Source organism: Enterobacter sp. BNK-18 (assembly GCF_047456135.1).
GTDB lineage: Bacteria > Pseudomonadota > Gammaproteobacteria > Enterobacterales > Enterobacteriaceae > Enterobacter > Enterobacter ludwigii.
Window position 1 is genome coordinate 2,456,137 of sequence record NZ_CP179899.1, and the last position, 24,268, is coordinate 2,480,404.

At 53.8% G+C, this 24,268-nt stretch carries 23 protein-coding genes and 1 tRNA gene; 10 read left to right on the forward strand and 14 right to left on the reverse strand.

Annotated features, from left to right (window positions below; translation table 11 throughout):
• The first annotated feature begins 156 nt into the window (after positions 1-156).
• On the forward strand, positions 157-2,154 hold the full coding sequence (mnmC, locus tag ACMGG3_RS11820; RefSeq protein WP_277491915.1) for a bifunctional tRNA (5-methylaminomethyl-2-thiouridine)(34)-methyltransferase MnmD/FAD-dependent 5-carboxymethylaminomethyl-2-thiouridine(34) oxidoreductase MnmC: 1,998 nt from the start codon (positions 157-159) through the stop codon (positions 2,152-2,154).
• A gap of 50 nt (positions 2,155-2,204) precedes the next feature.
• Here mnmC and ACMGG3_RS11825 read toward each other — a convergent pair whose 3' ends face one another.
• From ACMGG3_RS11825 to prmB, 6 genes are read right to left on the reverse strand one after another with little or no spacing between them, the layout of a single operon-like run.
• Positions 2,205-2,483 carry a YfcL family protein gene (locus ACMGG3_RS11825; RefSeq protein ID WP_014171041.1) on the reverse strand — a complete coding sequence of 93 codons (279 nt, stop codon included), beginning with the start codon at positions 2,481-2,483 and terminating at the stop codon, positions 2,205-2,207.
• A gap of 13 nt (positions 2,484-2,496) precedes the next feature.
• On the reverse strand, positions 2,497-3,042 hold the full coding sequence (locus tag ACMGG3_RS11830) for an elongation factor P hydroxylase (protein ID WP_050737145.1): 546 nt from the start codon (positions 3,040-3,042) through the stop codon (positions 2,497-2,499).
• Complete coding sequence (locus tag ACMGG3_RS11835; RefSeq protein WP_414149198.1) at positions 3,042-3,851, reverse strand: sulfite exporter TauE/SafE family protein; 810 nt, start codon at positions 3,849-3,851, stop codon at positions 3,042-3,044. Before ACMGG3_RS11835 ends, ACMGG3_RS11830 begins: the two co-directional genes overlap by 1 nt.
• The gene (gene mepA, locus ACMGG3_RS11840; protein ID WP_014171044.1) at positions 3,851-4,675 is read right to left on the reverse strand and encodes a penicillin-insensitive murein endopeptidase; all 825 of its coding nucleotides are present in this window, start codon (positions 4,673-4,675) and stop codon (positions 3,851-3,853) included. The genes ACMGG3_RS11835 and mepA overlap by 1 nt, the downstream gene beginning before the upstream one ends.
• A gap of 2 nt (positions 4,676-4,677) precedes the next feature.
• Positions 4,678-5,763, reverse strand: coding sequence for a chorismate synthase (gene aroC / locus ACMGG3_RS11845; protein WP_025203566.1), 1,086 nt, complete (start codon positions 5,761-5,763; stop codon positions 4,678-4,680).
• Positions 5,764-5,823: 60 nt separating this feature from the next.
• On the reverse strand, positions 5,824-6,756 hold the full coding sequence (gene prmB, locus ACMGG3_RS11850) for a 50S ribosomal protein L3 N(5)-glutamine methyltransferase (RefSeq protein WP_014171046.1): 933 nt from the start codon (positions 6,754-6,756) through the stop codon (positions 5,824-5,826).
• A gap of 145 nt (positions 6,757-6,901) precedes the next feature.
• On the opposite strand from prmB, the gene smrB reads away from it, so the two are divergent.
• Positions 6,902-7,453, forward strand: coding sequence for an endonuclease SmrB (gene smrB / locus ACMGG3_RS11855; RefSeq protein ID WP_014171047.1), 552 nt, complete (start codon positions 6,902-6,904; stop codon positions 7,451-7,453).
• Between the two features lie 48 nt (positions 7,454-7,501).
• Here the strand turns inward: smrB and sixA are convergent, their stop codons facing one another.
• The 4 genes from sixA to ACMGG3_RS11875 all read right to left on the reverse strand — a co-directional run bounded on the left by sixA (position 7,502) and on the right by ACMGG3_RS11875 (position 12,178).
• A complete protein-coding gene (gene sixA / locus ACMGG3_RS11860) occupies positions 7,502-7,987 on the reverse strand; it encodes a phosphohistidine phosphatase SixA (RefSeq protein WP_014171048.1) in 486 nt (161 codons plus the stop codon).
• A 209-nt stretch (positions 7,988-8,196) separates the two neighbouring features.
• On the reverse strand, positions 8,197-10,344 hold the full coding sequence (gene fadJ / locus ACMGG3_RS11865; protein ID WP_196355797.1) for a fatty acid oxidation complex subunit alpha FadJ: 2,148 nt from the start codon (positions 10,342-10,344) through the stop codon (positions 8,197-8,199).
• Positions 10,344-11,654 carry an acetyl-CoA C-acyltransferase FadI gene (gene fadI, locus ACMGG3_RS11870; RefSeq protein WP_032678623.1) on the reverse strand — a complete coding sequence of 437 codons (1,311 nt, stop codon included), beginning with the start codon at positions 11,652-11,654 and terminating at the stop codon, positions 10,344-10,346. Before fadI ends, fadJ begins: the two co-directional genes overlap by 1 nt.
• 239 nt (positions 11,655-11,893) lie before the next feature.
• Positions 11,894-12,178 carry a YfcZ/YiiS family protein gene (locus tag ACMGG3_RS11875; RefSeq protein ID WP_014171053.1) on the reverse strand — a complete coding sequence of 95 codons (285 nt, stop codon included), beginning with the start codon at positions 12,176-12,178 and terminating at the stop codon, positions 11,894-11,896.
• Positions 12,179-12,550: 372 nt separating this feature from the next.
• Between ACMGG3_RS11875 and fadL the strand changes: the two genes are divergently transcribed.
• Positions 12,551-13,879, forward strand: a complete 1,329-nt coding sequence (gene fadL, locus ACMGG3_RS11880; RefSeq protein ID WP_020883109.1) for a long-chain fatty acid transporter FadL — start codon at positions 12,551-12,553, stop codon at positions 13,877-13,879.
• Between the two features lie 63 nt (positions 13,880-13,942).
• Here fadL and mlaA read toward each other — a convergent pair whose 3' ends face one another.
• Entirely contained in the window at positions 13,943-14,695 is a 753-nt protein-coding gene (gene mlaA / locus ACMGG3_RS11885) for a phospholipid-binding lipoprotein MlaA (protein ID WP_020883108.1), read from the reverse strand.
• A 315-nt stretch (positions 14,696-15,010) separates the two neighbouring features.
• On the opposite strand from mlaA, the gene ACMGG3_RS11890 reads away from it, so the two are divergent.
• Both ACMGG3_RS11890 and ACMGG3_RS11895 read left to right on the forward strand, forming a co-directional pair.
• A complete protein-coding gene (locus ACMGG3_RS11890; protein ID WP_020883107.1) occupies positions 15,011-15,940 on the forward strand; it encodes a formate/nitrite transporter family protein in 930 nt (309 codons plus the stop codon).
• A gap of 75 nt (positions 15,941-16,015) precedes the next feature.
• A tRNA-Arg gene (locus tag ACMGG3_RS11895) sits at positions 16,016-16,090 on the forward strand.
• On the opposite strand, the gene ACMGG3_RS11900 is transcribed toward ACMGG3_RS11895, so the two are convergent.
• The gene (locus ACMGG3_RS11900) at positions 16,050-16,724 is read right to left on the reverse strand and encodes a DNA-binding protein (protein WP_148576322.1); all 675 of its coding nucleotides are present in this window, start codon (positions 16,722-16,724) and stop codon (positions 16,050-16,052) included. The genes ACMGG3_RS11895 and ACMGG3_RS11900 overlap by 41 nt on opposite strands.
• 173 nt (positions 16,725-16,897) lie before the next feature.
• Here ACMGG3_RS11900 and ACMGG3_RS11905 point away from each other — a divergent pair, with 173 nt between their 5' ends.
• The 3 genes from ACMGG3_RS11905 to ypdK all read left to right on the forward strand — a co-directional run bounded on the left by ACMGG3_RS11905 (position 16,898) and on the right by ypdK (position 19,004).
• Entirely contained in the window at positions 16,898-17,374 is a 477-nt protein-coding gene (locus ACMGG3_RS11905) for a WbuC family cupin fold metalloprotein (protein ID WP_025203513.1), read from the forward strand.
• A 283-nt stretch (positions 17,375-17,657) separates the two neighbouring features.
• Positions 17,658-18,578: a kdo(2)-lipid IV(A) palmitoleoyltransferase gene (lpxP, locus tag ACMGG3_RS11910; RefSeq protein WP_086532242.1), complete on the forward strand. Its 921-nt coding sequence runs from the start codon at positions 17,658-17,660 to the stop codon at positions 18,576-18,578.
• A 354-nt stretch (positions 18,579-18,932) separates the two neighbouring features.
• Entirely contained in the window at positions 18,933-19,004 is a 72-nt protein-coding gene (ypdK, locus tag ACMGG3_RS11915) for a membrane protein YpdK (RefSeq protein ID WP_099458937.1), read from the forward strand.
• Between the two features lie 52 nt (positions 19,005-19,056).
• Here the strand turns inward: ypdK and alaC are convergent, their stop codons facing one another.
• Positions 19,057-20,295 carry an alanine transaminase gene (gene alaC / locus ACMGG3_RS11920; RefSeq protein ID WP_025203511.1) on the reverse strand — a complete coding sequence of 413 codons (1,239 nt, stop codon included), beginning with the start codon at positions 20,293-20,295 and terminating at the stop codon, positions 19,057-19,059.
• Positions 20,296-20,681: 386 nt separating this feature from the next.
• On the opposite strand from alaC, the gene ACMGG3_RS11925 reads away from it, so the two are divergent.
• Together ACMGG3_RS11925 and ACMGG3_RS11930 are read left to right on the forward strand one after the other, a co-directional pair.
• Positions 20,682-22,379, forward strand: coding sequence for a sensor histidine kinase (locus tag ACMGG3_RS11925; RefSeq protein ID WP_025203510.1), 1,698 nt, complete (start codon positions 20,682-20,684; stop codon positions 22,377-22,379).
• 13 nt (positions 22,380-22,392) lie between these two features.
• Entirely contained in the window at positions 22,393-23,124 is a 732-nt protein-coding gene (locus ACMGG3_RS11930) for a LytR/AlgR family response regulator transcription factor (protein WP_014171062.1), read from the forward strand.
• Positions 23,125-23,156: 32 nt separating this feature from the next.
• On the opposite strand, the gene glk is transcribed toward ACMGG3_RS11930, so the two are convergent.
• Complete coding sequence (glk, locus tag ACMGG3_RS11935; protein WP_020883102.1) at positions 23,157-24,122, reverse strand: glucokinase; 966 nt, start codon at positions 24,120-24,122, stop codon at positions 23,157-23,159.
• Positions 24,123-24,268: the final 146 nt, after the last annotated feature.

The following is a 24,268-nucleotide window of genomic DNA, read 5'->3' on the forward strand; positions in this document are numbered from 1 at the left end:
AATACCTCTGTAAGTCGCACTATATTAAGTTTCGAGTCGCACAATAGCGTACACTTGTACGCCGAACAAGTCCGATCAGACATTTTCTGCGGAAATTTGCACCGATGGACGCACATCGTTAAGATCGTGTCACTGCCTGTCAGACGAGTAACTTACGTGAAACAAAACGCTATACAACCCGCCAACCTCGAATTCAACGCTGAGGGTACACCTGTTTCCCGAGATTTTGATGACGTCTACTTTTCTAATGATAACGGACTGGAAGAAACCCGCTATGTTTTCCTCGACGGAAATCAGTTAAACGCCCGTTTCCCCACGCATCCGCGCAGTCTGTTCGTGGTCGCTGAGAGCGGGTTTGGTACCGGTCTGAATTTTCTCACCCTCTGGCAGATGTTCGATCAGTTTCACGCTGCTCACCCTGACGCTACACTGCAAAGATTACATTTCATCAGTTTTGAAAAATTTCCGCTCACCGCGCATGACCTTCATCTGGCCCATCAACACTGGCCGGAACTTGCGCCATGGGCGGAGCAGCTTCAGGCGCAGTGGCCGCCGCACCTCGGCGGTTGCCATCGTCTTCTGCTGGCCGGCGGGCGCGTCACGCTGGATCTGTGGCTCGGCGACATCAATGATCTAACCGATAAGCTTGATGATTCGATGAACCAGAAAGTGGACGCATGGTTCCTCGATGGTTTTGCCCCCGCCAAGAATCCAGACATGTGGAGCCAGCATCTGTTTAACGCAATGGCACGCCTGGCACGTCCTGGCGCAACGCTCGCGACCTTCACCTCGGCAGGCTTTGTCCGCCGCGGATTGCAGGAGGCCGGCTTTACCATGCAAAAGACCAAAGGTTTTGGTCGCAAGCGCGACATGCTGGTCGGAAGAATGGATCAGACGCTGGAGATCCCCGCTCAGACGCCCTGGTTTTCACGCAGCGCCAGCGCATCACGTGAGGTAGCAATTGTCGGCGGCGGGATTGCCAGCGCCCTGCTTTCGCTCGCGCTTTTACACCGAGGCTGGCAGGTAACGCTCTACTGCGCCGACGACGCGCCGGCAAAGGGCGCTTCCGGCAACCGCCAGGGGGCGCTCTACCCACTGTTAAGCGCTCACGATCCGGCGCTGAGCCAGTTTTTCCCGGTAGCCTTTACCTTTGCCCGGCGCCTGTATGATGCCCTGCCTGTGGCGTTTGACCACGACTGGTGTGGCGTTACGCAACTGGGCTGGGATGAGAAGAGCCAGCAAAAAATCGCGCACATGTTGTCGCTGGGTCTGCCGCTCGAAATTGCCCGGGCGGTGAATGCGCAGCAGATAACCGAAACCGCGGGCGTCGATACGGGCTGCGACGGTATCCACTATCCGCTCGGTGGCTGGCTGTGTCCGGCAGATCTGACGACGGCAGCCATTGCGCTGGCGCAGTCGCGCGGGTTGACAGTGCACTATTCCCGCCAGGTCGCCTCACTTCACCACACGGAGCACTGGAACCTGCATTTCACCACCGGCGAAGAGGCGCAGCATACCTGCGTAGTGCTGGCCAACGGTCACCCTATCAGCCAGTTCAACCAGACGGAAAAGCTGCCGCTTTACCCTGTCGGCGGCCAGGTCAGCCATATCCCCACCTCGCCAGCGCTGGAAAAACTGCAGCAGGTACTCTGCTACGACGGCTATCTGACTCCACAAAATCCGTCCAACGGCCACCACTGCATTGGTGCCAGCTACCATCGCGGTGAGACCGACATGCGCTACAGCGAAGACGATCAGCAGCAAAATCGCCAGCGCCTGCTCAACTGCTTCCCGCAGGCCGACTGGGCAAAAGAGGTTGATATCAGCGCCGGTGACGCGCGCTGTGGCGTACGCTGCGCCACCCGGGACCATCTGCCGATGGCGGGAAATGTGCCTGACTATGAAGCAACGCTTGAGGCTTATCAGGATCTTGCTGAAAACCGTGATACCGCGGTGAGTGCGCCAGTTTATCCGCAGCTGTTTATGCTCGGGGGACTCGGTTCACGGGGATTATGCTCAGCGCCGTTGCTGGCCGAAGTGCTGGCGGCACAGATGAGTGATGAGCCCGTTCCGCTGGACAGCGTTACGCTTGCGGGGCTCAATCCCAACCGTTTGTGGGTACGGAAGTTACTGAAAGGAAAAAGGGTGAAGTAACGTGCGGGTCGATGTCCTCCCTCTCCCACCGGGAGAGGGAGGAAAAATGACTACCTGCCTTTTGCCTGCTGGAACAGGGTGTCCCACATACCCAGCACTAATGACTGGTCACGCGGAGAGAGTTCCCCTGCCTGGATCGCTTTCTCCAGGCTGCGGCTCACTTCATCATGAATGGCCTCGGCAGAGTGATCGTCCCCTGCTTCCAGCTCAGCGACAGCCAGCGTCAGGTGACCACGCAGATAACCGCTGGCGAACAGCTCATCATCACTGGCGTGTTCCACCATGTCATCAATTAACGCCAGAATGCGTGATTCAAATTCTGCGATCATCTTCTTTCCTCTGTTAAAGATCTTCCGGCCAAGGGAAGCATTCCGCCGTGATCTCCGGCGTGTGGTAATAATTCTGTAAGGCCTCGATCAGGCGCGCCGGGCGTTCCGGGATGCCTTTCTCAAGATACTCCATCACCTGCGCATGAACGCGGCGCTGGAAGAGAATACGGTCTGGCTCGACCTCTCCTTCGAGGTTGTCACAGCTGACGTTGAACGGGAAACCTGCCGCCACACAGAATAACCATTCCAGCGCCTGCGGTTTCACCTCCACATCTTCAAACTGGCTCTGCGTGGCGGCGTCACGGCCGTCCGGACAATACCAGTATCCGAAGTCCACCTGCTCACGACGCGCTTTCCCCGCTATACACCAGTGCGAAATCTCGTGTAACCCGCTGGCGTAAAAGCCGTGCGCGAACACGATACGGTTATACGGCACGTCCGCATCAGCAGGAAGATAGATCGGTTCGTCGTCGCCTTTAATCAGACGGGTATTAAAATCATCAGCAAAACAGCCATCAAAAATCTCAATCAGCTGTTCGTATTTATGCGTTGTGTTCATTAATTCATTCCCAGCCAGGTGAGGATCTCTTGTCCATGGCTGTCATAAAGCAGTTTGGCACTCATGACCGCTGAGACGACAACAATCATCGGGCGAATGAGCTTCTGTCCTTTGCTTAATACCAGACGCGAGCCCGCACGTGCGCCTAAAAACTGCCCTGCCATCATCACAAACCCGGTTGCCCAGATAACTTTTCCACCAATGATAAACAGCAGCAGGCCGCCGACGTTTGACGTCGCATTGAGCACTTTGGCGTGGGCGGTGGATTTAGCGAGGTTAAAGCCGGCCAGCATCACGAACGCAAGGGCATAGAACGAGCCTGCTCCGGGGCCAAAGAAGCCATCGTAAAACCCGACGCAGCCACCCGCGATAAGAGCGAACGGCAGGCCATGCAGACGTCGCTGCCGGTCTTCTTCCCCGAGCTTTGGCATCAACAAAAAGTAGAGACCGATGCAGATAACCAGAATGGGGAGGATCTGGCGCAGAATATCGGACTGTACATGCTGAACCAGCAGTGCACCCGAGGTCGAGCCAATAAAGGTCATCAGAATATTGAGCTTCTGGTCAGCCAGACTGACGACCTTACGGCGAATAAAATAGAGCGACGCGGAGAGCGAGCCGCCGCACGCCTGAAGCTTGTTAGTGGCGAGCGCCTGTGCCGGGCTCATGCCCGCGGCCAGCAGCGCCGGTACGGTTAACAAACCACCGCCGCCCGCCAGAGCATCAATAAACCCGGCCAGCATCGCCACAAAGAAAAGCACCACCAGCAGAAGCGGCGACACCATAAACAGTTCGACGAAATTATCCATTAAAGTACATGCTCATCCAGTAGCGCCTGGCAGGAAGGCGGCAACGGAGGCGGTGTCTTCTTCTCAGGCTTAGAGGTTCCAGGTTTTGCCGGCTCAAACCAGCTCTGCAGTTCCGCACCACAGCCATCGCCTGGCGGGGGTAACGGCTGATCTTCACATTCCAGGCTGTTTGCCGGGCAGCGCAGACGAACGTGCATATGTGCACGATGCTGGAACCACGGACGCACTTTACGCAGCCAGTCGCGATCGGTGCCGGCATCCAGGCAGAGCTGCTGCTTGATGGCCGGGTTCACGAAAATCCGCGTGACATCGTTATCTTTCGCCGCCAGCTTAATCATGCTGAAGACGTCCTGCGTCCACAACGATGGCACGACGTTTTTACCGTCGCGCGCCACCAGATCCAGCGCCTGCGGTTTCAGCAACTGGGCTGAACTCCAGCGCGCTTTCGGCAGTTGCAGGAAGATATCGACATCGAGACCGGTCTGGTGACTGGCGTGTCCGCCGTTGAACCGACCGCCGGCAGGCATCCCCATATCGCCAATCAGCATCGTGCCCAGCCCCAGGTTATGCACCTGGTTTCCCAGACGCTGGATAAACAGCACCAGGTCCGGATGGCCAAAATAACGACGCTGGTCGGTACGCATCACCTGATAGGTATCGGACTGCAGCGGAAGTTCCTGTGCCCCAACGATACAGCCGTTCGAGAACGCGCCAATAGACTGCGCGCTGCCCGCCACAGGATGGGTGATTTTCTGCCATGGCGTCGCGGCCAGACTGGCTCCACTGGCAAGCAGTGCCAGCAGAGCAATGACGGTTTTTTTCATGTTTACCAGCGTGGAATGGTGGTCGTCACATCCGCATTCTGCGCACGCTGGCGCAGGAAGTGATCCATCAGTACGATCGCCAGCATCGCTTCTGCGATCGGCACCGCACGGATCCCCACACAGGGATCGTGACGTCCTTTAGTGATCATCTCAACTTCTTCGCCAGAGCGGTTAATCGTGTGGCCTGGCACGGTAATGCTGGAGGTGGGTTTCAGCGCAATATTGGCAATAATCTGCTGACCGCTGCTGATACCGCCGAGGATGCCGCCCGCGTGGTTGCTTTGGAAACCGTCTTTGGTGATTTCGTCGCGGTTCTGGCTGCCCCGCAGCGCAACGACGTCAAAACCGTCGCCAATTTCTACGCCCTTCACCGCATTGATGCTCATCAGCGCGTGAGCGATATCCGCATCCAGACGGTCAAATACCGGTTCACCCCAGCCTGGCGGTACGCCATCAGCCACGACGGTGACTTTGGCACCAATGGAGTCGCCCTCTTTTTTCAGGCCACGCATCAGTTCGTCCAGCGCTTCCAGCTTATCTGCATCTGCACAGAAGAACGGATTTTGCTCGACCAGATCCCAGTCTTTGATAGCCAGTGGAATATCGCCCATCTGGGTCAGACAGCCGCGGATCACAATGCCAAATTTCTGCTGCAGGTATTTTTTGGCGATAGCCCCTGCCGCAACGCGCATCGCGGTTTCACGGGCAGACGAACGTCCGCCGCCGCGATAATCACGGAAGCCATACTTTTGTTCGTAGGTGTAATCGGCATGTCCAGGACGGAACACATCTTTGATGGCGCCGTAATCCTGCGAGCGCTGATCGGTATTTTCAATCAGCAGCCCGATGCTGGTGCCGGTGGTGCGGCCTTCGAAAACGCCGGAAAGAATTTTGACCTGGTCCGGCTCGCGACGCTGCGTGGTGTAGCGAGAAGTCCCCGGACGACGACGGTCGAGGTCGTGCTGTAAATCGGCTTCGGTCAGTTCGATGCCTGGCGGTACGCCGTCAACGATACAGCCCAGTGCCAGCCCGTGCGATTCACCAAAGGTGGTCACCCGGAATAATTGTCCAATACTGTTTCCTGCCATCACGGCTCCGATGTCGTTATTTGTGTTTGAGCGTTGTGAAACGGGCCGAAGCCCGCTGGATTAATCTTTGTAAATGCTGAAGTATTCGCGCGCGTCAAGCAGCTGCGCTTTGGTCAGCATAAAGACGCCGTCACCGCCGTTATCGAACTCGAGCCAGGTGAACGGCACATCCGGGTACTGCTCTATCAGATGTACCATGCTGTTGCCCACTTCACAAATCAGAACACCGTCGTCGGTCAGATAATCCGGCGCGCAGGCCAGAATGCGACGGGTAAGCTTCAGGCCATCAGAGCCTGACGCCAGACCCAGCTCCGGCTCGTGGCGATATTCGTTTGGCAGATCGGACATGTCTTCCGCATCTACATACGGCGGGTTGGTGACGATCAGATCGTACTGCAGCGTTGGCAGATCGCGGAACAGATCGGAGCGGATTGGCGTAACGTGATGGATCAGACCGTGCTCTTCAATATTGTGCTCGGTCACAGCCAGCGCATCGGTGGAGATATCCACGGCATCCACCTCCGCTTCCGGGAAGGCGTACGCACAGGCAATCGCGATACAACCGCTGCCGGTACACATATCAAGAATATGCTCTGGCTGATGGTTAATCAGGCCTTCAAAGTGGTTGTTGATCAGTTCGCCAATCGGCGAGCGCGGCACCAGAACGCGTTCATCAACATAGAACTCGTGACCACAGAACCAGGCTTTGTTGGTCAGATAGGCAACCGGAATGCGCTCGTTAACGCGGCGGATAACACGCTCCACGATACGGTGCTTTTCGCTGGAGGTCAGGCGTGCGGTACGCATGTCTTCCGGAATATCGAGCGGCAGGTAGAGGGACGGCAGCACCAGTTGAACGGCCTCATCCCACGGGTTATCGGTACCGTGCCCGTACCAGATATTGGCGGCGCTGAAGCGGCTAACCGACCAGCGCAACATGTCCTGTATGGTATGCAGCTCGTTTACTGCTTCATCGACAAAAATTTTATCCACTCTTTCCTCCAGGGCATGCTCGCATAATTTTCGGCGGCTAGTTTGCCATGAAGACGGCGATAAATCAGCAATGACGCGTCGCGCTTGAGGTTAAAAAATGCGTTTAGTCGGGTACACTGTCGGAAATACGAGATGAGAATGACCCATGAAAAAGAAAACATCCCTTAGCGAGGAGGATCAGGCGCTCTTCCGTCAGCTGATGACCGGGACGCGTCAAATCAAGCAGGACATCATTGTCCACCGTCCGATGCGCAAAAAAATCACGGAAGTCCCGGTCAAGCGATTGCTCCAGGAGCAGGCGGATAATAGCCACTATTTTTCAGATGAATTTCAGCCGCTGCTCAATACGCAGGGCGCGGTGAAGTACGTACGGGAAGATGTCAGCCACTTTGAGCTGAAAAAATTACGCCGGGGGGATTACTCGCCCGAACTGTTTCTTGATCTGCACGGTTTGACGCAGATGCAGGCGAAGCAGGAGCTGGGCGCGTTAATTGCCGCCTGTCGTCGCGAACATGTTTTCTGCGCCTGCGTGATGCACGGCCACGGCAAACATATCCTGAAGCAACAAACACCGCTGTGGCTGGCTCAGCATCCCCACGTGATGGCGTTTCATCAGGCCCCCAAAGAGTACGGCGGAGATGCCGCATTACTGGTGTTGATTGAAGTAGAAGAGTGGCAGCCGCCAGAATTACCCTGACAGGACGGCGGGAGGCATGTTCTGCTCCCCGCCATATCGCACGTCACATCAGATAGCTTTTGCCATCTTCAGATTGCACGGACTCATTTGCCAGTTGAAGACCCCTTTGCCCGTTTCGTCGAGAGCGACGTTGGCAATGGCGGAAGTCGTGAACATCGGCGGCGTCTCGCCCGGGCACAGCTCAGATACCAGATAGCCAACCAGTGGCAGGTGGGAAATGACCAGCGCAGAAGCGACACCTTCATTGCACAGCGCCTGAAGATAAGCGCTGACAAGGCCGACATCACCGCACGGGGTGAGTTCCGGGAGAACATCCACACTGGCTGGCAGGTTCATACACTCCCCCACCACTTCCAGCGTCTGTTCTGCACGCAGGAACGGACTCACCAGAACGCGTTCGATGTCCACTTTTTGACCTTTAAGCCAGGTCGCCATCAGACGAGATTCGTCGCAGCCACAGACGGTCAAAGGACGTACTGAGTCACTGGCGGCATCGAGTGCCGCGTCGCCGTGACGCATGATAAAAACTTGCATATTGCACCGCTTTTGTTAACCAGAATCACCGGCGTTGACTACCCGCGATTACCGCTCCGAGGTAGAAAACCCGATGGTCGGGCATTGTGCCTGATCCATTCGGTGAATGAAACGCTGTTTTTTACCTCAATGGCGTAAGTATAGTCAATCTCTGTTTACAAAATCGCCAAAACAGGTTCATACACTTCAGGATTTACCCTTTTTTGACCTCAACTTACGAGGACAGTTTCCCTTGAAGGCCAAAATGTCTGGCCCCGTTCCGCCATCTGCAATAATTCGTCACACGGTGTAAACCGCGGACCGTATTGCGAGGCCAGACGTTGCAGGATTGCAACCACTTCACCCGCACCGAGAGTGTCCATGTAACGGAACGGGCCGCCGAGGAACGGCGGGAAACCAATGCCAAATACCGCACCGATGTCACCATCGCGCGCGCTTTTAATCACCTGCTCACCAAAGCAGCGTGCCGCTTCATTAAGCATCATCATCACACACCGTTCAGCACACTGAACGGGTGACAGTTTCCCCTGACCGGTTGTCGGAATAAGCCCATAAACCGAAGGGTCGACCTGTTTCTTGCTTTTACGCCCTTTCGCGCCGTAAAGATAGAAACCGCGTTCATTTTTTCTGCCTTTGCGATCGTCCTTCAAAATTGCAGAAACAATGTTTGCAGGCGGGCTAAAACGATCTCCATAAGCATCTTCCAGCACAGGTATAATTTTAGTGCCGGTGTCAATTCCCACCTCATCCAAAAGTTGGATTGGGCCAACGGGGAACCCAAACTTCACCAGCGCCTCGTCGACGTGTTCGATCTTCTCCCCTTCCGTCAGAAGCCGCATCGCTTCATTTATATAAGGCGCCAGAATGCGGTTAACGTAAAAGCCGGCTTTGTCCGCCACCACTATCGGTGTCTTACCCTGCATTTTGGCCAGTTTAACCACGGTAGCAACGGTTTGCGGGCTGGTACTGGCGTGTGGGATAACCTCCACCAGCGGCATTTTTTCAACCGGACTGAAATAGTGCAGGCCAATCACCTGCTCCGGACGCTGGGCTCTGGCCGCAATATCGCCAATGGGCAATGACGAGGTGTTCGACGCAAAAATGGTATGGGGTGCGCAATGTTGCTCAACGTCAGCCACCATCTGCTGCTTAAGCGCCAGGTCTTCAAACACCGCTTCAATCACCAGATCGCGATGGGCAAAACCGCTGTAGTCTGTCGTGCCGGAGATCAGTGCCAGGGTTTTATCACGCTCATTGGCCTTGATATGGCGGCGTTTAACCTTTTGATCAAGGTTCTGCCAGCTGTACTGCAGCGCGTGATTGATTCCTTTCGCATTGATGTCTTTGATACGTACAGGCAATTTGCCTTTGCTGGCGGTAACAAAAGATATTCCGCCCCCCATCAGCCCGCCACCCAGTACGCCAATGGCATGCAGCGGGGCAGGTTGCGCCTCGCTGCCGGGGTCTTTTTTTACCTCTGTACTGGCAAAAAAGATGTTACGCAGCGCCTGAGACTGCGGCGTCATCGCCAGCTCGCCAAAGGCTTTTGCTTCTGCGACATAGCCGCTGCTGCTGCCCTGAGATAAGCCCACTTCAATAACCTCAAGGATACGTTTCGCCGCCGGGTAGTTGCCTTTGGTTTTTTGTTCGGTTTTCTTGCCCGCCATGCTGAACAGGAGTGTGCGGCCCAGTGGCCCGGCCAGCACGCGCTCACGCACCGGCAGAGGACGTTTTGCCTGCCGTCCTTTGAGCGCCAGTTCAACCGCCGCCTCAAGCAAAATGGCGTGAGGAACCACCTCGTCGACCAGGCCGGCTTTCAGCGCCTGACGGGCACGCAGTTGTTTGCCGGTTAATATCATTTCCAGCGCAGTGCTGACCCCAACCAGACGCGGCAGACGCTGCGTCCCGCCGGAGCCTGGCAGGAGGCCTAACTGTACTTCAGGCAGGCCCAGAACGGTTTTCGCATCGTCGGTACAAATGCGGCTGTGACAGGCCAACGCCAGCTCCAGCCCACCGCCCAGACAGGCACCGTGGATCGCCGCGATGACCGGGATAGACAGCGCATGGATCTCCGCCATAACCTGTTGTCCCTGACGCGCCAGCTCTTCGGCTTCCTGAGCGTTTTGCGCCCGGGCAATCATGTTGATATCGGCTCCGGCAATAAAGTTGTCCGGTTTCGCCGAGATAAACACCAGGCCGCGAATCGCTTTGTTCTCACGGATCTGCTTTAGCATCGCGCGCACCTGAACGCCGAACTCGGCTTTCAGGGTGTTCATCTTCTCGTTGGGAACATCGATAGTAATAACGGCGACGTTATCGAGGCGTACCGTCAGATTAAATGCAGATGGCATATCCATTATTCAGCCTCCAGAACCATTGCCGCGCCCAGACCACCCGCTGCGCAGGCGGTTACGAGACCAAAACCACCGCCCCGGCGACGTAACTCATGTAATGTCTGGGTGATCATCCTTGCCCCCGTCGCCGCAAATGGATGACCGTAGGCGATGGAGCCACCCAGGACGTTAAATTTGCTCTGATCCACTTCGCCAGTGGCATGCGCCCGGCCAAGAACATCGCGCGCGAAACGTTCACTCGCCAGCAGTTGTATGTTTGCCAGGGTTTGTGCGGCAAATGCTTCGTGCATATCAATGAGGGTTAAATCCGCGAGGGTAAGTCCCGCGCGTTCCAGCGCCAGCGGTGTGGACCACGCCGGCCCTAACAACATGTCCTGCCACACATCTATCGCCGTGAAGGCGTAGCTGCGCAGGTAGCCCAGCGGTTTTATGCCCAGCTCTTTGGCTCGGGATTCCGTCATCAGGATCACCGCGGCGGCACCGTCCGTCAGCGGAGTACTGTTGGCGGCCGTGACGGTACCGTGTTTGCGGTCAAATGCCGGACGGAGCCTGGCGTAATCCGCCATCGTCGAGCTGCCGCGAATATTGTTATCTTCTGAGAGCGGTTCACGGTATGGCGGGATGTACGCCGTCATGACTTCATCAGCCAGTTTGCCTTCCGACCAGGCTTTCGCCGCCAGCTGATGTGAGCGATGAGCCAGCGCATCCTGCTGCTCACGGGTGATCCCGTAAGTTTTTGCCATCTGCTCGGCGGTATCGCCCATTCTCAGACCGGTGGAATACTCCGCCACTGCGGGCGGTACAGGCATAAGGTCACGCAGGCGTAAGCGTGAGAAAAGTTTGAGTTTCTGACCGACGGTGCGGGCTTTGTTGGCGTCAACCAGGATCCGGGCCAGCTTTTTACTGACCCCAATCGGCAGAACCGAAGAGGAGTCCGCCCCGCCGGCGATCCCAGCGCGAATGGTACCTGCCATCAGGCTTTCAGCCACGTTAGCCACCGCCTGGAAACTGGTAGCACATGCCCGGCTGACGCTGTAGGCATCAGTGTGGACGTTCATCCCCGTACCGAGGACGATTTCTCGCGCAATATTGGGTGCTTCAGGCATCTGCACAACCTGGCCAAAAACCAGCTGCTCGATGACCTCAGGCGGAATTTCGCTGCGAGCCAGCATCTCCCCCACCACCATTTTCCCCAGATCGACAGCCGGTATGCCATGAAACGCTGTCGCCTGACGTGCAAATGGCGTACGTAATCCACTGACAATGGCAATGCGATCGCCCTGACGGGTAATAAGTGGTAACGCCTGACTCATAACCTTCCCCTGTAAAATTTTTTACTCAAACATAAAGTGGTCTGACCTGATAACAGTCTTAACCATTTTTTTACATTCAGCCAATCAGGGAAACGAAAAAGTGCGAGCTAAGGCACAGAGAAGAAAAAGAAAATGTCTCTGCGAAAACAAAAGCAAAACGGTAACCCGAAGGTTACCGTTTTAGTGTGCACCCTCTTCTGTGAGAGAGGGGCCAGGATGAGGGCATTACGCCGTTGAGGTTAGCGCAGACCCAGCTGGAAAATCAGCGTTTCCGCCTCGCAGGCGAACACAAAGTCGATATCCAGCTTCACGCCGCCGTCCACGTCAGTAAAGGTGGATTTGATTTCGCACGGATCGGATTCGACCTCACGTGCACGTTTGCTCAGCGCGGCCAGGGTTTCTTCCGCTTCGGCGCGGTTGCTGAATACGCGGCTGTAAGAGGCGGTGCAATCGGAGTTGTCCATGATGGTACCAACATCCATACAGCAGCAAACCGGGGTTTCATCAGCACTGCATTTACTCATAGCTCAATTTCCTCTGTATTCGCGCAAGGCGCGAGATAAACACGATGCTGCTATTTTACGCCCCGGGGCTGGCTCTCTCCAGCCGTTAATGGCGCAAAAGCGGATAAGTGACCAATATCACACTAAAAAATGATCTAGAACAAAAATCACCCTTTCAGACGATTCGCAATGGTCACAATTTTGCCAACCAGATCTCGTTTCAAGAAACATGTTTGAAAATATTAATAAACAAACTTGCAACATTCTGGCTGGTCAGACCTATACTCTCGCCACTGGTCTGATTTGTATGTCATACCTCAGACCCTACACTTCGCGCTCCTGTTACGGTATGTAACAATTATTGAATAAAAATAACTCAATGAGGTTATGGTCATGAGCCAGAAAACCCTGTTCAAAAAGACTGCGCTGGCAGTCGCAGTGGCAATCGTCTCTACGTCCGCCTGGTCCGCGGGCTTTCAGTTAAACGAATTTTCTTCCTCTGGCCTTGGCCGTGCGTATTCCGGGGAAGGCGCAATTGCTGATGATGCGGGTAACGCGAGTCGTAACCCTGCACTGATCATGATGTTCGATCGTCCGACCTTCTCTGCTGGTGCAATCTTTGTTGATCCGGGTGTTGATATCTCGGGCCGCTCGCCAACAGGCGCCAGCCTGAAGGCAGACAACATCGCGCCAACAGCCTGGGTGCCAAACCTCCACTTCGTTGCGCCAATTAATGACCAGTTCGGCTGGGGCGCTTCCGTGACGTCTAACTACGGTCTGGCTACCGAGTTTAATAATAACTACGCCGCAGGGGCGTATGGCGGTAAAACCGACCTTGAAACCCTGAACCTGAACCTGAGCGGTGCTTACCGTCTGGACAACCACTGGAGCTTCGGCGTCGGCTTTGATGCGGTTTATGCTAAAGCGAAGATCGAGCGCTACGCGGGTGACCTGGGTAAAGTCGTTGCTGGCTCAGGCGCTCTGCCGCCGATTCCGGGTCTGGCACAGCAGGTTGCAGGTATTCCGGCAGATACCCAGATTGCTTACCTCAAGGGTGACGAATGGGGCTTCGGCTGGAACGCCGGTATCCTTTATGAAATCGATAAAAATAACCGCTACGGTTTAACCTACCGTTCCGAAGTGAAAATTGACTTCGATGGCGATTATAAGAGCAGCCTGCCTTCAGCCTATAACCAGATTCTGGGTAGCTTCGGCCTGCCAATGGGCACCGACGGCCGTACCACTGGCGGTTCTCTGAGCCTGCACTTGCCAGAAATGTGGGAACTGTCGGGTTATAACAAAGTGGCGCCGCAGTGGGCGGTTCACTATAGCCTGACTTATACCAGCTGGAGTCAGTTCCAGGAGCTGAAAGCGACCAACAGCAATGGTGACACGCTCTTCTATAAAGATGAAAGCTTCCGTGATGCCTACCGTATCGCGCTGGGTACCACCTACTATATGGATGACAACTGGACATTCCGTACCGGTATTGCCTTCGATGATAGTCCGGTACCGGCTGACAAGCGTTCCATCTCCATTCCGGACCAGGACCGCTTCTGGCTGAGCGCAGGTGCAACCTATGCCTTCAATAAAGATGCTTCTATCGATGCGGGCATCTCTTACATGCACGGTCAAAAAGTTAACTTTAAGGAGGGGCCGTATGAGTTCTCTTCTGAAGGTAAAGCCTGGCTGTATGGCATGAACTTCAACTACGCGTTCTAATCGCGCAGGGATTAAAAAAGGTGAGCATGGCTCACCTTTTTTCTTTATTCCGGGTCGATATCTTTATTCCGAGTCGATATCTTTTAATTCGTTCTCGATTGCTTTCGCGTTCGGATTCTCTTCCGGCTTCAGCTTGCCGCCATTGGCAATAAAGTCGTGATTCTGGAAGTAAGCTTCGCGGACCATAATATACGGGTCAGAAGACTGACGCAGCAGACCGTCCGAATCAAGCAGTTGCGCACGCGTCTCGATCCCTTCCACCGTCCATTTCCCTACCGACAGCGGCCAGGTCAGCCACGACAGAACCGGATACAGCGTATCCACCATGTCGCCGCCGTCATCACGTACGGTGAAACTGCCGTAGAATGGCAGATGAACATACGGACCATAACCCACGCCATAATGCCCCATCGTACTGCCGAAACGGTGCGGTTGCTCACGCTGAAGTTTCGGGTTCGCCATACCGGCAACATCGATGAAGCCCCCCATCCCCAGCAATGAGTTCAGGAAGAAGCGGGTAAAGTGCACCATACCCTGATACGGATCGCCCTGCAGGAAGTAGTTCACCATCACCGCAGGTTCTTCCAGGTTACTGGTGAAGTTACTCAACCCGTTACGCGCAGGTTGTGGAACATAATCACGCCATGCAACTGCCACCGGGCGAACCACATACGGGTCCAGCACGTTGTAGTTGAAGCTGTACATTGAGCGGTTAAATCCTTCGAGAGGATCGGAGCGTCCCGTTTGCTCTCCAGAGCTGGCGCAGCCCACAAGCATCGTCGCGCCCAGCGCAAGCGCCGACAGCCGAAGTTTCATAAATATCTCCCTGTTCAGTATGGCTATCGTTGATTGCCATCCGTAACGGAGCATGGGTTGCTCCGCCTGTAAACGTGCAAGTGATTGTAACAGCACGTTTACCGATGTCTACGAGCACAATTACGGGCAGTAACCACCGTCACTCTGATCTCAGCATAGCCTGGCTTTTAGAATTCGTTTCGCTGGCAATTTTATAATGTCTTTTAATGAGATGTATCGCCTTTGTTGCCATTGCCGCCAATTTAAGAGCATCCCCACGGGCATTTCATTAAAAGCCGCTACGCTTTATAGAAAGATCATCGTGTTGGAGTGGCTATGAAAGAAGTGGGTGAAGAAAAAATTGGCGAGAGTAATGAGGAAATTGAAATTGAAAGCGAGGAAAAAGAGCGCGGTGAGGAGATAGAAATCAATGAAGATCGCCTTCCTTCCCGTGCGATGGCGATCCATGAACATATCCGACAGGATGGCGAAAAAGAGATGGAGCGTGATGCCATGGCTCTGTTTTGGTCGGCCATCGCGGCAGGCTTGTCGATGGGCGCCTCACTCCTCGCCAAGGGCATATTTCATGTGCAACTGGAAGGGGTACCCGGTGGATTTTTACTTGAAAATCTCGGCTACACCTTTGGCTTTGTGATTGTCATTATGGCGCGCCAGCAGCTGTTTACTGAAAACACCGTTACTGCCGTTCTCCCGGTGATGCAAAACCCTACCCTCGGTAATTTCGGTTTACTGATGCGTTTATGGAGCGTGGTGCTGCTGGGGAATATCATCGGTACAGGCGTGGCGGCATGGGCATTTGAATATATGCCGATATTCGATGAGCCCACCCGGGATGCCTTCGTGAAAATCGGTATGGACGTAATGAAAAACACGCCGTTCGAAATGTTCTCGAATGCCATCATCTCCGGCTGGATAATCGCGACCATGGTGTGGATGTTTCCTTCCGCGGGCAGTGCCAAAATTGTCGTGATCATATTAATGACCTGGCTGATAGCACTGGCTGACACCACGCACATCGTGGTCGGAACCGTTGAAATCCTCTATCTGGTCTTTAATGGTACGCTTCACTGGAGCGATTTTTTCTGGCCGTTCGCCCTGCCGACGCTGGCAGGCAATATCTGCGGCGGAACGTTTATCTTCGCACTGTTAAGCCATGCGCAAATCCGTAACGACATGTCTAATAAGCGCAAGGCCGAACAGAAAGCGCGGGAAAACGATGATAAATCTGCAAAAAAATCGACCTGAATGGTGACTCTTTGAGCAGTCAGGCGGCGATGAGCTTAACGCAAAGTGTAAATGAGGCTATACTCGTGCCGCCTTGTCCCCTTAGTTAAATGGATATAACGAGCCCCTCCTAAGGGCTAGTTGCAGGTTCGATTCCTGCAGGGGACACCATGCTCTCATCGGCGCGCCGATACACCGGCACAAGGCGAGTGGTTCCGGTAAGATTATCAAATACCTGTTTTTCCGCAGTGGTAATTCTCATTCCGGCCTTTCTCAGACGCGACACCTCAGCAGCAATCCGCTGGCTCCCAAACCAGAACAGCGCATCGAGTGCGGTTACCTCCAGACCACTTAACAGAGCACGCTTCAGACGTTCCGTGGGGGGCTTAATTTCTTTGGCTATCTGCAAAAAAGGTTCCGCGGTCAATTGTGTCGCTTCCATTCGCCGTATACGTGTGGACAGATGATATTGAAAAACGTCAGGTACATCGCTCAAATCGGACTTCACGCTCCAGACACAGCCAAACCGTTTCCCGTTAAAAATGGCATTCTTCTGGCTGAGCTGCAGTTCATCACGCAACCCGGCAATTAACTGAGGTGTCCGCACGAGCAGCAGGCGGAAAGGCAGCTCAAAGCTGGTAACGTAATCGACATTGGTCAGGGCAATACGCAGACGCGCCTCGGCCCCGGCCTGGATCGCCTTGCACTCGCTTAAAACGTCGGCCCACTGACGGGTAAGACGCGGAGGTTCATTCGCCTCGGTAAATCTGTATTTTTCAATCTGATAATCGATTTGCTCTGTCACCCGCTTTTCCCTGTCAGTCACGTTTTAGCCGCTAAAGAGAATTTAGCAGCACAGGTTATTATGCTCCAGAGGTGATGTGCAGTGATTGAACCCTCATTTATACGGGTTATGTTATTCCGTATTACAATTCCACTGCTTTACTCCACAGGCCCTCTTCTCTTTAGGCAACCATCATGAAACAAATCACGCTCTCCGATTTGAAGCAACAAAGTGAAGCGGCGGCTAACGCCCCGCGTTTACGCGCACATCGTAACTTTCATCCTGAACTGAGCGACCCGGTTCAGCGGCTGGCCATCGCGATGGAACCAGGCACCTATGTTCGCCCTCATCGTCATCCGCATACCTTTGAGCTGTTACTTCCCCTTCGCGGGCGTTTTGTCGTGCTGAATTTTGACGACCAGGGCGTCGTCACCCGTCGCGTCGTATTAGGTGAAGCGTGTATGGCGCTGGAGATGGAGGCGGGAACCTGGCATGCCGTGCTGTCACTGGATCACGGCGGCGTTATTTTTGAAGTTAAACACGGTGGCTATCAACCGGTGGCTGATGAGGATTTCGTTACCTGGGCCCCCGCCGAGGGAGAGCCCGGTACAGCCGCGCTGATGGCATGGTATAAACAGGTACAGCCTGGCGATGCGGCCTGGAAAGCATAACGACTGCTTTCAAAATATCCAAACAGATGCCGTCGCGCATCTGTTCTGGTTTATAAAAACAGAAAAATCAAAGACCTTTCGAATTGCCGCTTTTTTAATCAAGCACGAATAATAGCACATACCGTATAAAGGGTGCTACATTATACCGCCCACCCAACGTCAGCAATGGCCAGGCAACGCCGTAAAGATCGGTAAAGCCTGCAACCATGACCTTGTACTACGGTCTAACAGGTACGTGGTTACGCAATGCGTGACTTTCACCGACTTTATATAGGTTCCCATTATTTTGTCACAATCCAAATTCAAACGCGCGTTTCTGCACCCGCGTTACTGGTTCACATGGTTTGGTCTTGGCGTGCTCTGGTTACTGGTTCAGCTTCCTTATCCCGTAATCCGCATTCTGGGCTCCAGGCTTGGCAGCGCATCGCGCCACTTCCTTAAACGTCGTGAGTCTATTGCGCGTAAAAATCTCGAACTTTGCTTTCCACAGTACAATGCGGAACAGCGCGAAAAACTGATTGCTGAAAACTTTAAATCTATCGGCATGGCTCTGCTTGAAACCGGTATGGCATGGTTCTGGTCTGATGAACGTGTTCGTAAATGGTTTGATGTGGAAGGCCTGGATAACCTGAAACGTGCCCAGATGCAAAACCGCGGCGTGATGGTGGTCGGCGTTCACTTTATGTCTCTGGAACTGGGGGGGCGCGTCATGGGGCTTTGCCAGCCGATGATGGCAACCTACCGTCCGCACAACAGCGCTGTGATGGAATGGGTGCAGACACGTGGTCGTATGCGCTCGAATAAGGCGATGATCAGCCGTAACAACCTGCGCGGCATGGTTGGCGCACTGAAAAAAGGTGAGGCCGTCTGGTTCGCACCGGACCAGGATTATGGGCGTAAAGGCAGTAGCTTCGCTCCGTTCTTTGCGGTGAAAGATGTCGCCACGACCAATGGTACCTTTGTGATTTCACGTCTTTCCGGTGCCTCCATGTTGACCGTCACGATGGTCAGAAAAGCGGATAAATCAGGCTATCGCCTGCATATCTCCCCTGAGATGGCTAACTATCCGGAAAACGAAGGCGAAGCCGCTACGTTCATCAATAAAGTTATCGAAATGGAAATCATGCGTGCGCCTGAGCAATATCTCTGGATGCATCGCCGTTTCAAAACACGCCCTCTTGGCGAAGCCTCGCTGTATATCTAAATTCCAGAAGGTTAGTTTCGTTAAGAAACTAACCTTTTCAATGACCTGTAATCACGCTGTGTACTGTCTTTCTTTGCGTCGCTCAAAGTGAATTTATTGCGTTCTGAAATCAAACTGTCGCCGTTCCACGACACCCGTAAGTGACGGAAATTATTTAAAAAAATCCCTCTTGTCACCCCCCATTTTTAGGCGTACATTAGCGCCGTCTGGCAACAGGAAAGCACAGAATTCTGAGCGGGAGTCGGCGGTATTACGGGAAAAATCTTATTTCCGCTATAAGCCAACTTCAGCTCTCTATAATCAGGTGGACTCTGTTTTTAAATGCGTACCACAAGATACGCGGAGCGATGAAACGTGAAATATTTCTTTATGGGCATTTCGGTGATTGTTTTAGTCTGGGCCGGAACGTTTGCCCTGATGATCTAGTGAAGAACATGCAGTCAAAAAAACAGGAGCCGATGGCTCCTGTTTTTTTATGTCATGATGACGCGTGATGTTCGGTGACGCTTTTCGATGAGAGAAGTCCGTCGGCGCGGAACATACTCTTGATGCCCCTCACCGCCTGCCGGATGCGGTCACTGTTTTCAATCAGAGCGAATCGCACATGGGTGTCGCCATAATCACCAAAGCCAATGCCCGGCGAGACACATACCTTCGCGTCCTGCAGCAGCTTTTTGGCAAACTCCAGCGATCCCATTGCCGCATACGGCTCCGGAATTTTAGCCCAGACGTACATGGACGCTTTCGGCATGTCCACCATCCAGCCCGCTTCATGCAACCCTTTGACCAGCACATCACGGCGACGCTTATACTGCGCAGCAATCTCATGCACACACTGCTGATCGCCTTCAAGTGCTGCAATAGCCGCGACCTGAAGCGGGGTAAAGGTACCGTAGTCGTGATAACTCTTGATGCGCGCCAGGGCATTCACCAACGTCTTGTTGCCCACCATAAAGCCGATGCGCCAGCCAGCCATGTTGTAGCTTTTCGACAGCGTAAAGAACTCAACCGCCACATCGCGTGCACCAGGAACTTGCATAATCGAAGGGGCTTTCCAGCCGTCATAGACAATATCGGCATAGGCTAAATCATGCACCACCAGCACGTCGTAACGTTTAGCCAGGGCGACCACTTTTTCAAAGAAATCGAGTTCTACGCACTGCGCCGTCGGGTTCGACGGAAAACCGAGGATCATCATCTTAGGTTTCGGGTAGCTTTCGCGAATCGCACGTTCCAGTTCGTTAAAGAAATCGACCCCTTCCACCAGTGGTACGGAGCGAACCTGCGCTCCGGCAATCACTGCGCCATAAATGTGAATCGGGTAGCTCGGATTGGGTACCAGTACGGTATCACCATGATCCAGAGTCGCCAGCATCAGGTGCGCCAGCCCCTCTTTTGAGCCGATGGTGACAATCGCCTCGCTTTCAGGGTCGATATCGACCTGGTAGCGATCCTGATACCAGCGAGAAATTGCACGACGTAATCGAGGAATACCGCGAGAGGTGGAGTAGCCGTGCGTATCCGGACGCTGAGCAACCGTACATAATTTCTCAACAATATGCGGCGGTGTTGGGCCGTCAGGGTTACCCATGCTGAAATCAATAATGTCTTCGCCGCGCCGACGCGCAGCCATTTTCAGTTCAGCAGTGATGTTGAATACATAAGGGGGGAGACGATCGATACGCGTAAAACGGCGTTCAGGACTGAATTCAGCCATAGATTCCTCAGATTAACGTTAGCGCCCGGACCGTCCGAGCGACGCTGCCACCGATGTGGCATGTTTAGAAAATAACCTGAAAAAAATCATGCTGTCGAGAGGGAAATGAAAAAAAAGAGTGCGCACTAAAATCGGAACCCTGCTGCATTGAAAAGCGGAAGCGTCCGAAGTGACAGCCTCTTTCTGATATCTGTTGTGTAACACGATGATATCAAAACCGTTACCTGCTCAGGCGTTATCACAAAAAAATCGGGAGACTTCAGCCCTCTCCTGATAATCCCCTTTGCAAAACAGGGCTTTTCCCCATTTGATAAACCTGACGGATAGCTGGTCAATACGCGCCAGGTTTTTTATCATGGTTCTTTCCCGTTTTCCCTGGTCTACTCGTGCACGAAATATTCAATATGCTGCTGGCGGTTTTTGACCGCGCGGCATTAATGCTGATTTGCCTGTTTTTCCTTATCCGCATTCGCCTGTTCCGCGAGCTTTTGCACAAGTCTGCGCACTCGCCAAAAGAGCTGCTGGCCGTAACCGCGATCTTCTCGCTGTTCGCGTTGTTCAGCACCTGGTCCGGCGTGCCGGTCGAGGGGTCGCTGGTTAACGTGCGTATCATTGCCGTCATGTCCGGCGGGATTTTGTTTGGCCCGTGGGTCGGCGTCATCACCGGACTGATTGCCGGTACGCACCGTTACCTGATTGATATCGGTGGCGTGACGGCAATTCCCTGTTTTATTACCAGTATTATTGCCGGGGTACTGTCAGGATGGATTAACCGCAAGATCCCGAAAAAGCAGCGCTGGCGCGCCGGGATCATCGCCGGCATGGTGTGCGAAACGCTGACCATGATCCTGGTGGTGGTGTGGGCCCCCACTATCGCACTGGGGCTGGATATCGTTTCGAAAATCGGTATTCCCATGATCCTCGGCAGCGTCTGCATCGGTTTTATCGTGCTGCTGGTACAAAGCGTTGAGGGAGAAAAAGAGGCCAGTGCCGCGCGTCAGGCGAAGCTGGCGCTGGATATCGCCAACAAAACGCTGCCACTCTTCCGCCATGTGAACGCGGAGTCGTTACGTCAGGTCTGCGATATAATCCGCCGCGATATTCATGCCGATGCGGTCGCCATTACCAATAACGACCACGTACTGGCTTACGTCGGCGTCGGGGAACACAATTACCGCGATAATGACGATACCATTAGCCCCACCACCCGACAGGCGATCAACTACGGTAAAATCATCATTAAGAACAATGATGAAGCTCACCGAACGCCGGAAATCCACTCCATGCTGGTGATTCCGCTGTGGGAAAAAGGCGTGGTAACGGGCACACTAAAAATCTACTACTGCCACGCGCACCAGATCACCTCCACGCTTCAGGAGATGGCCATCGGCCTGTCGCAAATTATCTCTACCCAGCTGGAAGTTTCCCGTGCAGAACAGCTGCGCGAGATGGCAAATAAGGCAGAGCTGCGCGCGCTTCAGAGCAAAATCAATCCTCATTTTCTGTTTAACGCGCTGAACGCCATCTCGTCCTCCATCCGGATGAATCCGGACACCGCGCGTCAGCTTATATTCAATCTGTCGCGCTACCTGCGCTACAACATTGAACTGAACGATGACGAGCAGATCGACATCAAAAAAGAGCTGTATCAGATCAAGGACTATATCGCGATTGAGCAGGCCCGTTTTGGCGACAAGCTCACGGTGATTTACGATATCGATGAAGAGGTCAACTGTGTGATCCCAAGCCTGCTGATCCAGCCGCTGGTGGAAAACGCGATTGTTCACGGCATTCAGCCGTGTAAAGGTAAAGGCGTGGTCACCATCAGCGTAACCGAAAGCGGTAACCGCGTGCGCATTGCCGTGCGCGATACCGGCCACGGCATTGATCCAAAAGTCATTGAGCGCGTGGAGTCTAACGAAATGCCGGGCAATAAAATTGGACTGCTGAACGTGCACCATCGGGTCAAGCTGTTGTTCGGCGACGGACTGCACATTCACCGTCTCGAACCCGGCACCGAAATTGCTTTTTACGTCCCGAATGAACGCTCCCCCGTTCATGCGGCGACATCACTGTTGCCATAGGCCGGAGTAATCAATGAAAGTCATCATCGTGGAAGATGAAATTCTGGCTCAACAGGAGCTGAGCTGGCTTATCAAAACGCACAGCCAGATGGAGATTGTGGGTACCTTTGAGGATGGTCTGGACGTACTCAAGTTTTTGCAGCATAACCGGGTCGACGCCATTTTTCTGGATATCAACATTCCATCACTGGACGGTGTATTACTGGCGCAAAATATTAATCAGTTTGCCCATAAGCCGTTTATTGTTTTCGTTACCGCCTGGAAAGAGCACGCCGTAGAAGCCTTCGAACTGGAAGCGTTTGACTATATTCTGAAGCCTTACCAGGAATCGCGTATTGTCAGCATGCTGCGAAAGCTGGAAGCCGCATGGCAACAACAGGTCACGCCTGCTAACGCAAGCCCGGCGATACGTGAAAACGACACCATAAACCTGGTCAAGGATGAACGCATCATCGTGACGCCTATCGACGATATCTACTATGCCGAAGCGCACGAGAAGATGACGTTTGTCTATACACGGCGTGAATCATACGTGATGGCAATGAACATCACCGAGTTTTGCAACAAACTGCCGGCGGCGCACTTTTTCCGCTGCCACCGTTCGTTTTGCGTCAATCTAAACAAGATCCGCGAGATCGAACCGTGGTTTAACAACACCTATATTTTGCGTCTGAAGGATCTTGATTTTCAGGTCCCGGTGAGTCGCAGCAAGGTGAAAGAGTTCCGCCAGCTGATGCATCTGTAAAAATCCCCTCTCCCGCAGGAGAGGGATAGTTGTCAGAGGATTTGACCCAGTACCTGACGCAGGTGCGCGCCCGAGCCAAGCAGGCCAGGGTTATCGTGCACAATCAGATACACAGGGATGTCCTGCACATAGCTTCTGAAGCGACCTTTGTCTTCAAACGCACCGCGGAAGCCTGAGGCTGTAAAGAAGTCGAGGAAACGCGGTACGATCCCGCCCGCGATATAGACTCCCCCGAAGGTACCCAGCGTCAGCGCCAGGTTGCCGCCAAACCGTCCCATGATCACACAGAACAGCGACAGCGCACGGCGACAGTCGATGCAGCTGTCCGCCAGCGCGCGCTCGGTCACATCTTTTGGCTGCAGATTCTCCGGCAGACGGCCGTCTGATTTTACAATCGCCCGGTACAGATTCACCAGACCCGGACCGGAAAGCACGCGCTCGGCGGAGACATGGCCGATTTCAGCGCGCAGCTCTTCGAGGATAATGCCCTCTTCTTCGCTGTTGGGCGCAAAGTCCACGTGACCGCCCTCACCCGGCAGGCTTACCCAGCGCTGGTCGACGTGAACCAGATGTGAAACGCCAAGACCGGTACCGGCACCGTAGACCGCAATCGGCTTACCTTCTACTGGCGCTGTACCGCCAAATTGAATCAGATGCTCTGGCTTCAGCATCGGGATCGCCATGGACACGGCAGTAAAGTCATTGATGATTTCAAGATGCGCAAAACCAAGGTTTTTTTTCATCTCAGCGATGGAAAATGCCCAGACATGGTTGGTCATCGCCACCCAGTCACCGGTAATCGGGCAGGCAATGGCGATACATCCGTCTTCGATGCTCACCTGTTGCTCTTCAAGATAGACCCGAACAACGGCCTCAAGACTTGGATAATCCAGCCCTGAATAGGTTTTCGCCCGGGAAATTTCACCGCTATTTACATCGCATAGGGCAAGGCGAGCATTCGTGCCGCCCACATCGCCTACCAAAGCATACTTTGTCATTCTTCTACTGCTCCGCTAAAGTCAGAATAAATCTTTGGGACACTGTAAGTTCAAGGCGTGATAACAACAACGACCGGAAGGTGAATGCCCGTGGATTATCGATCTTCGTCACAGAATAACTTTACCGTTTCAGCACCTTTTGCACT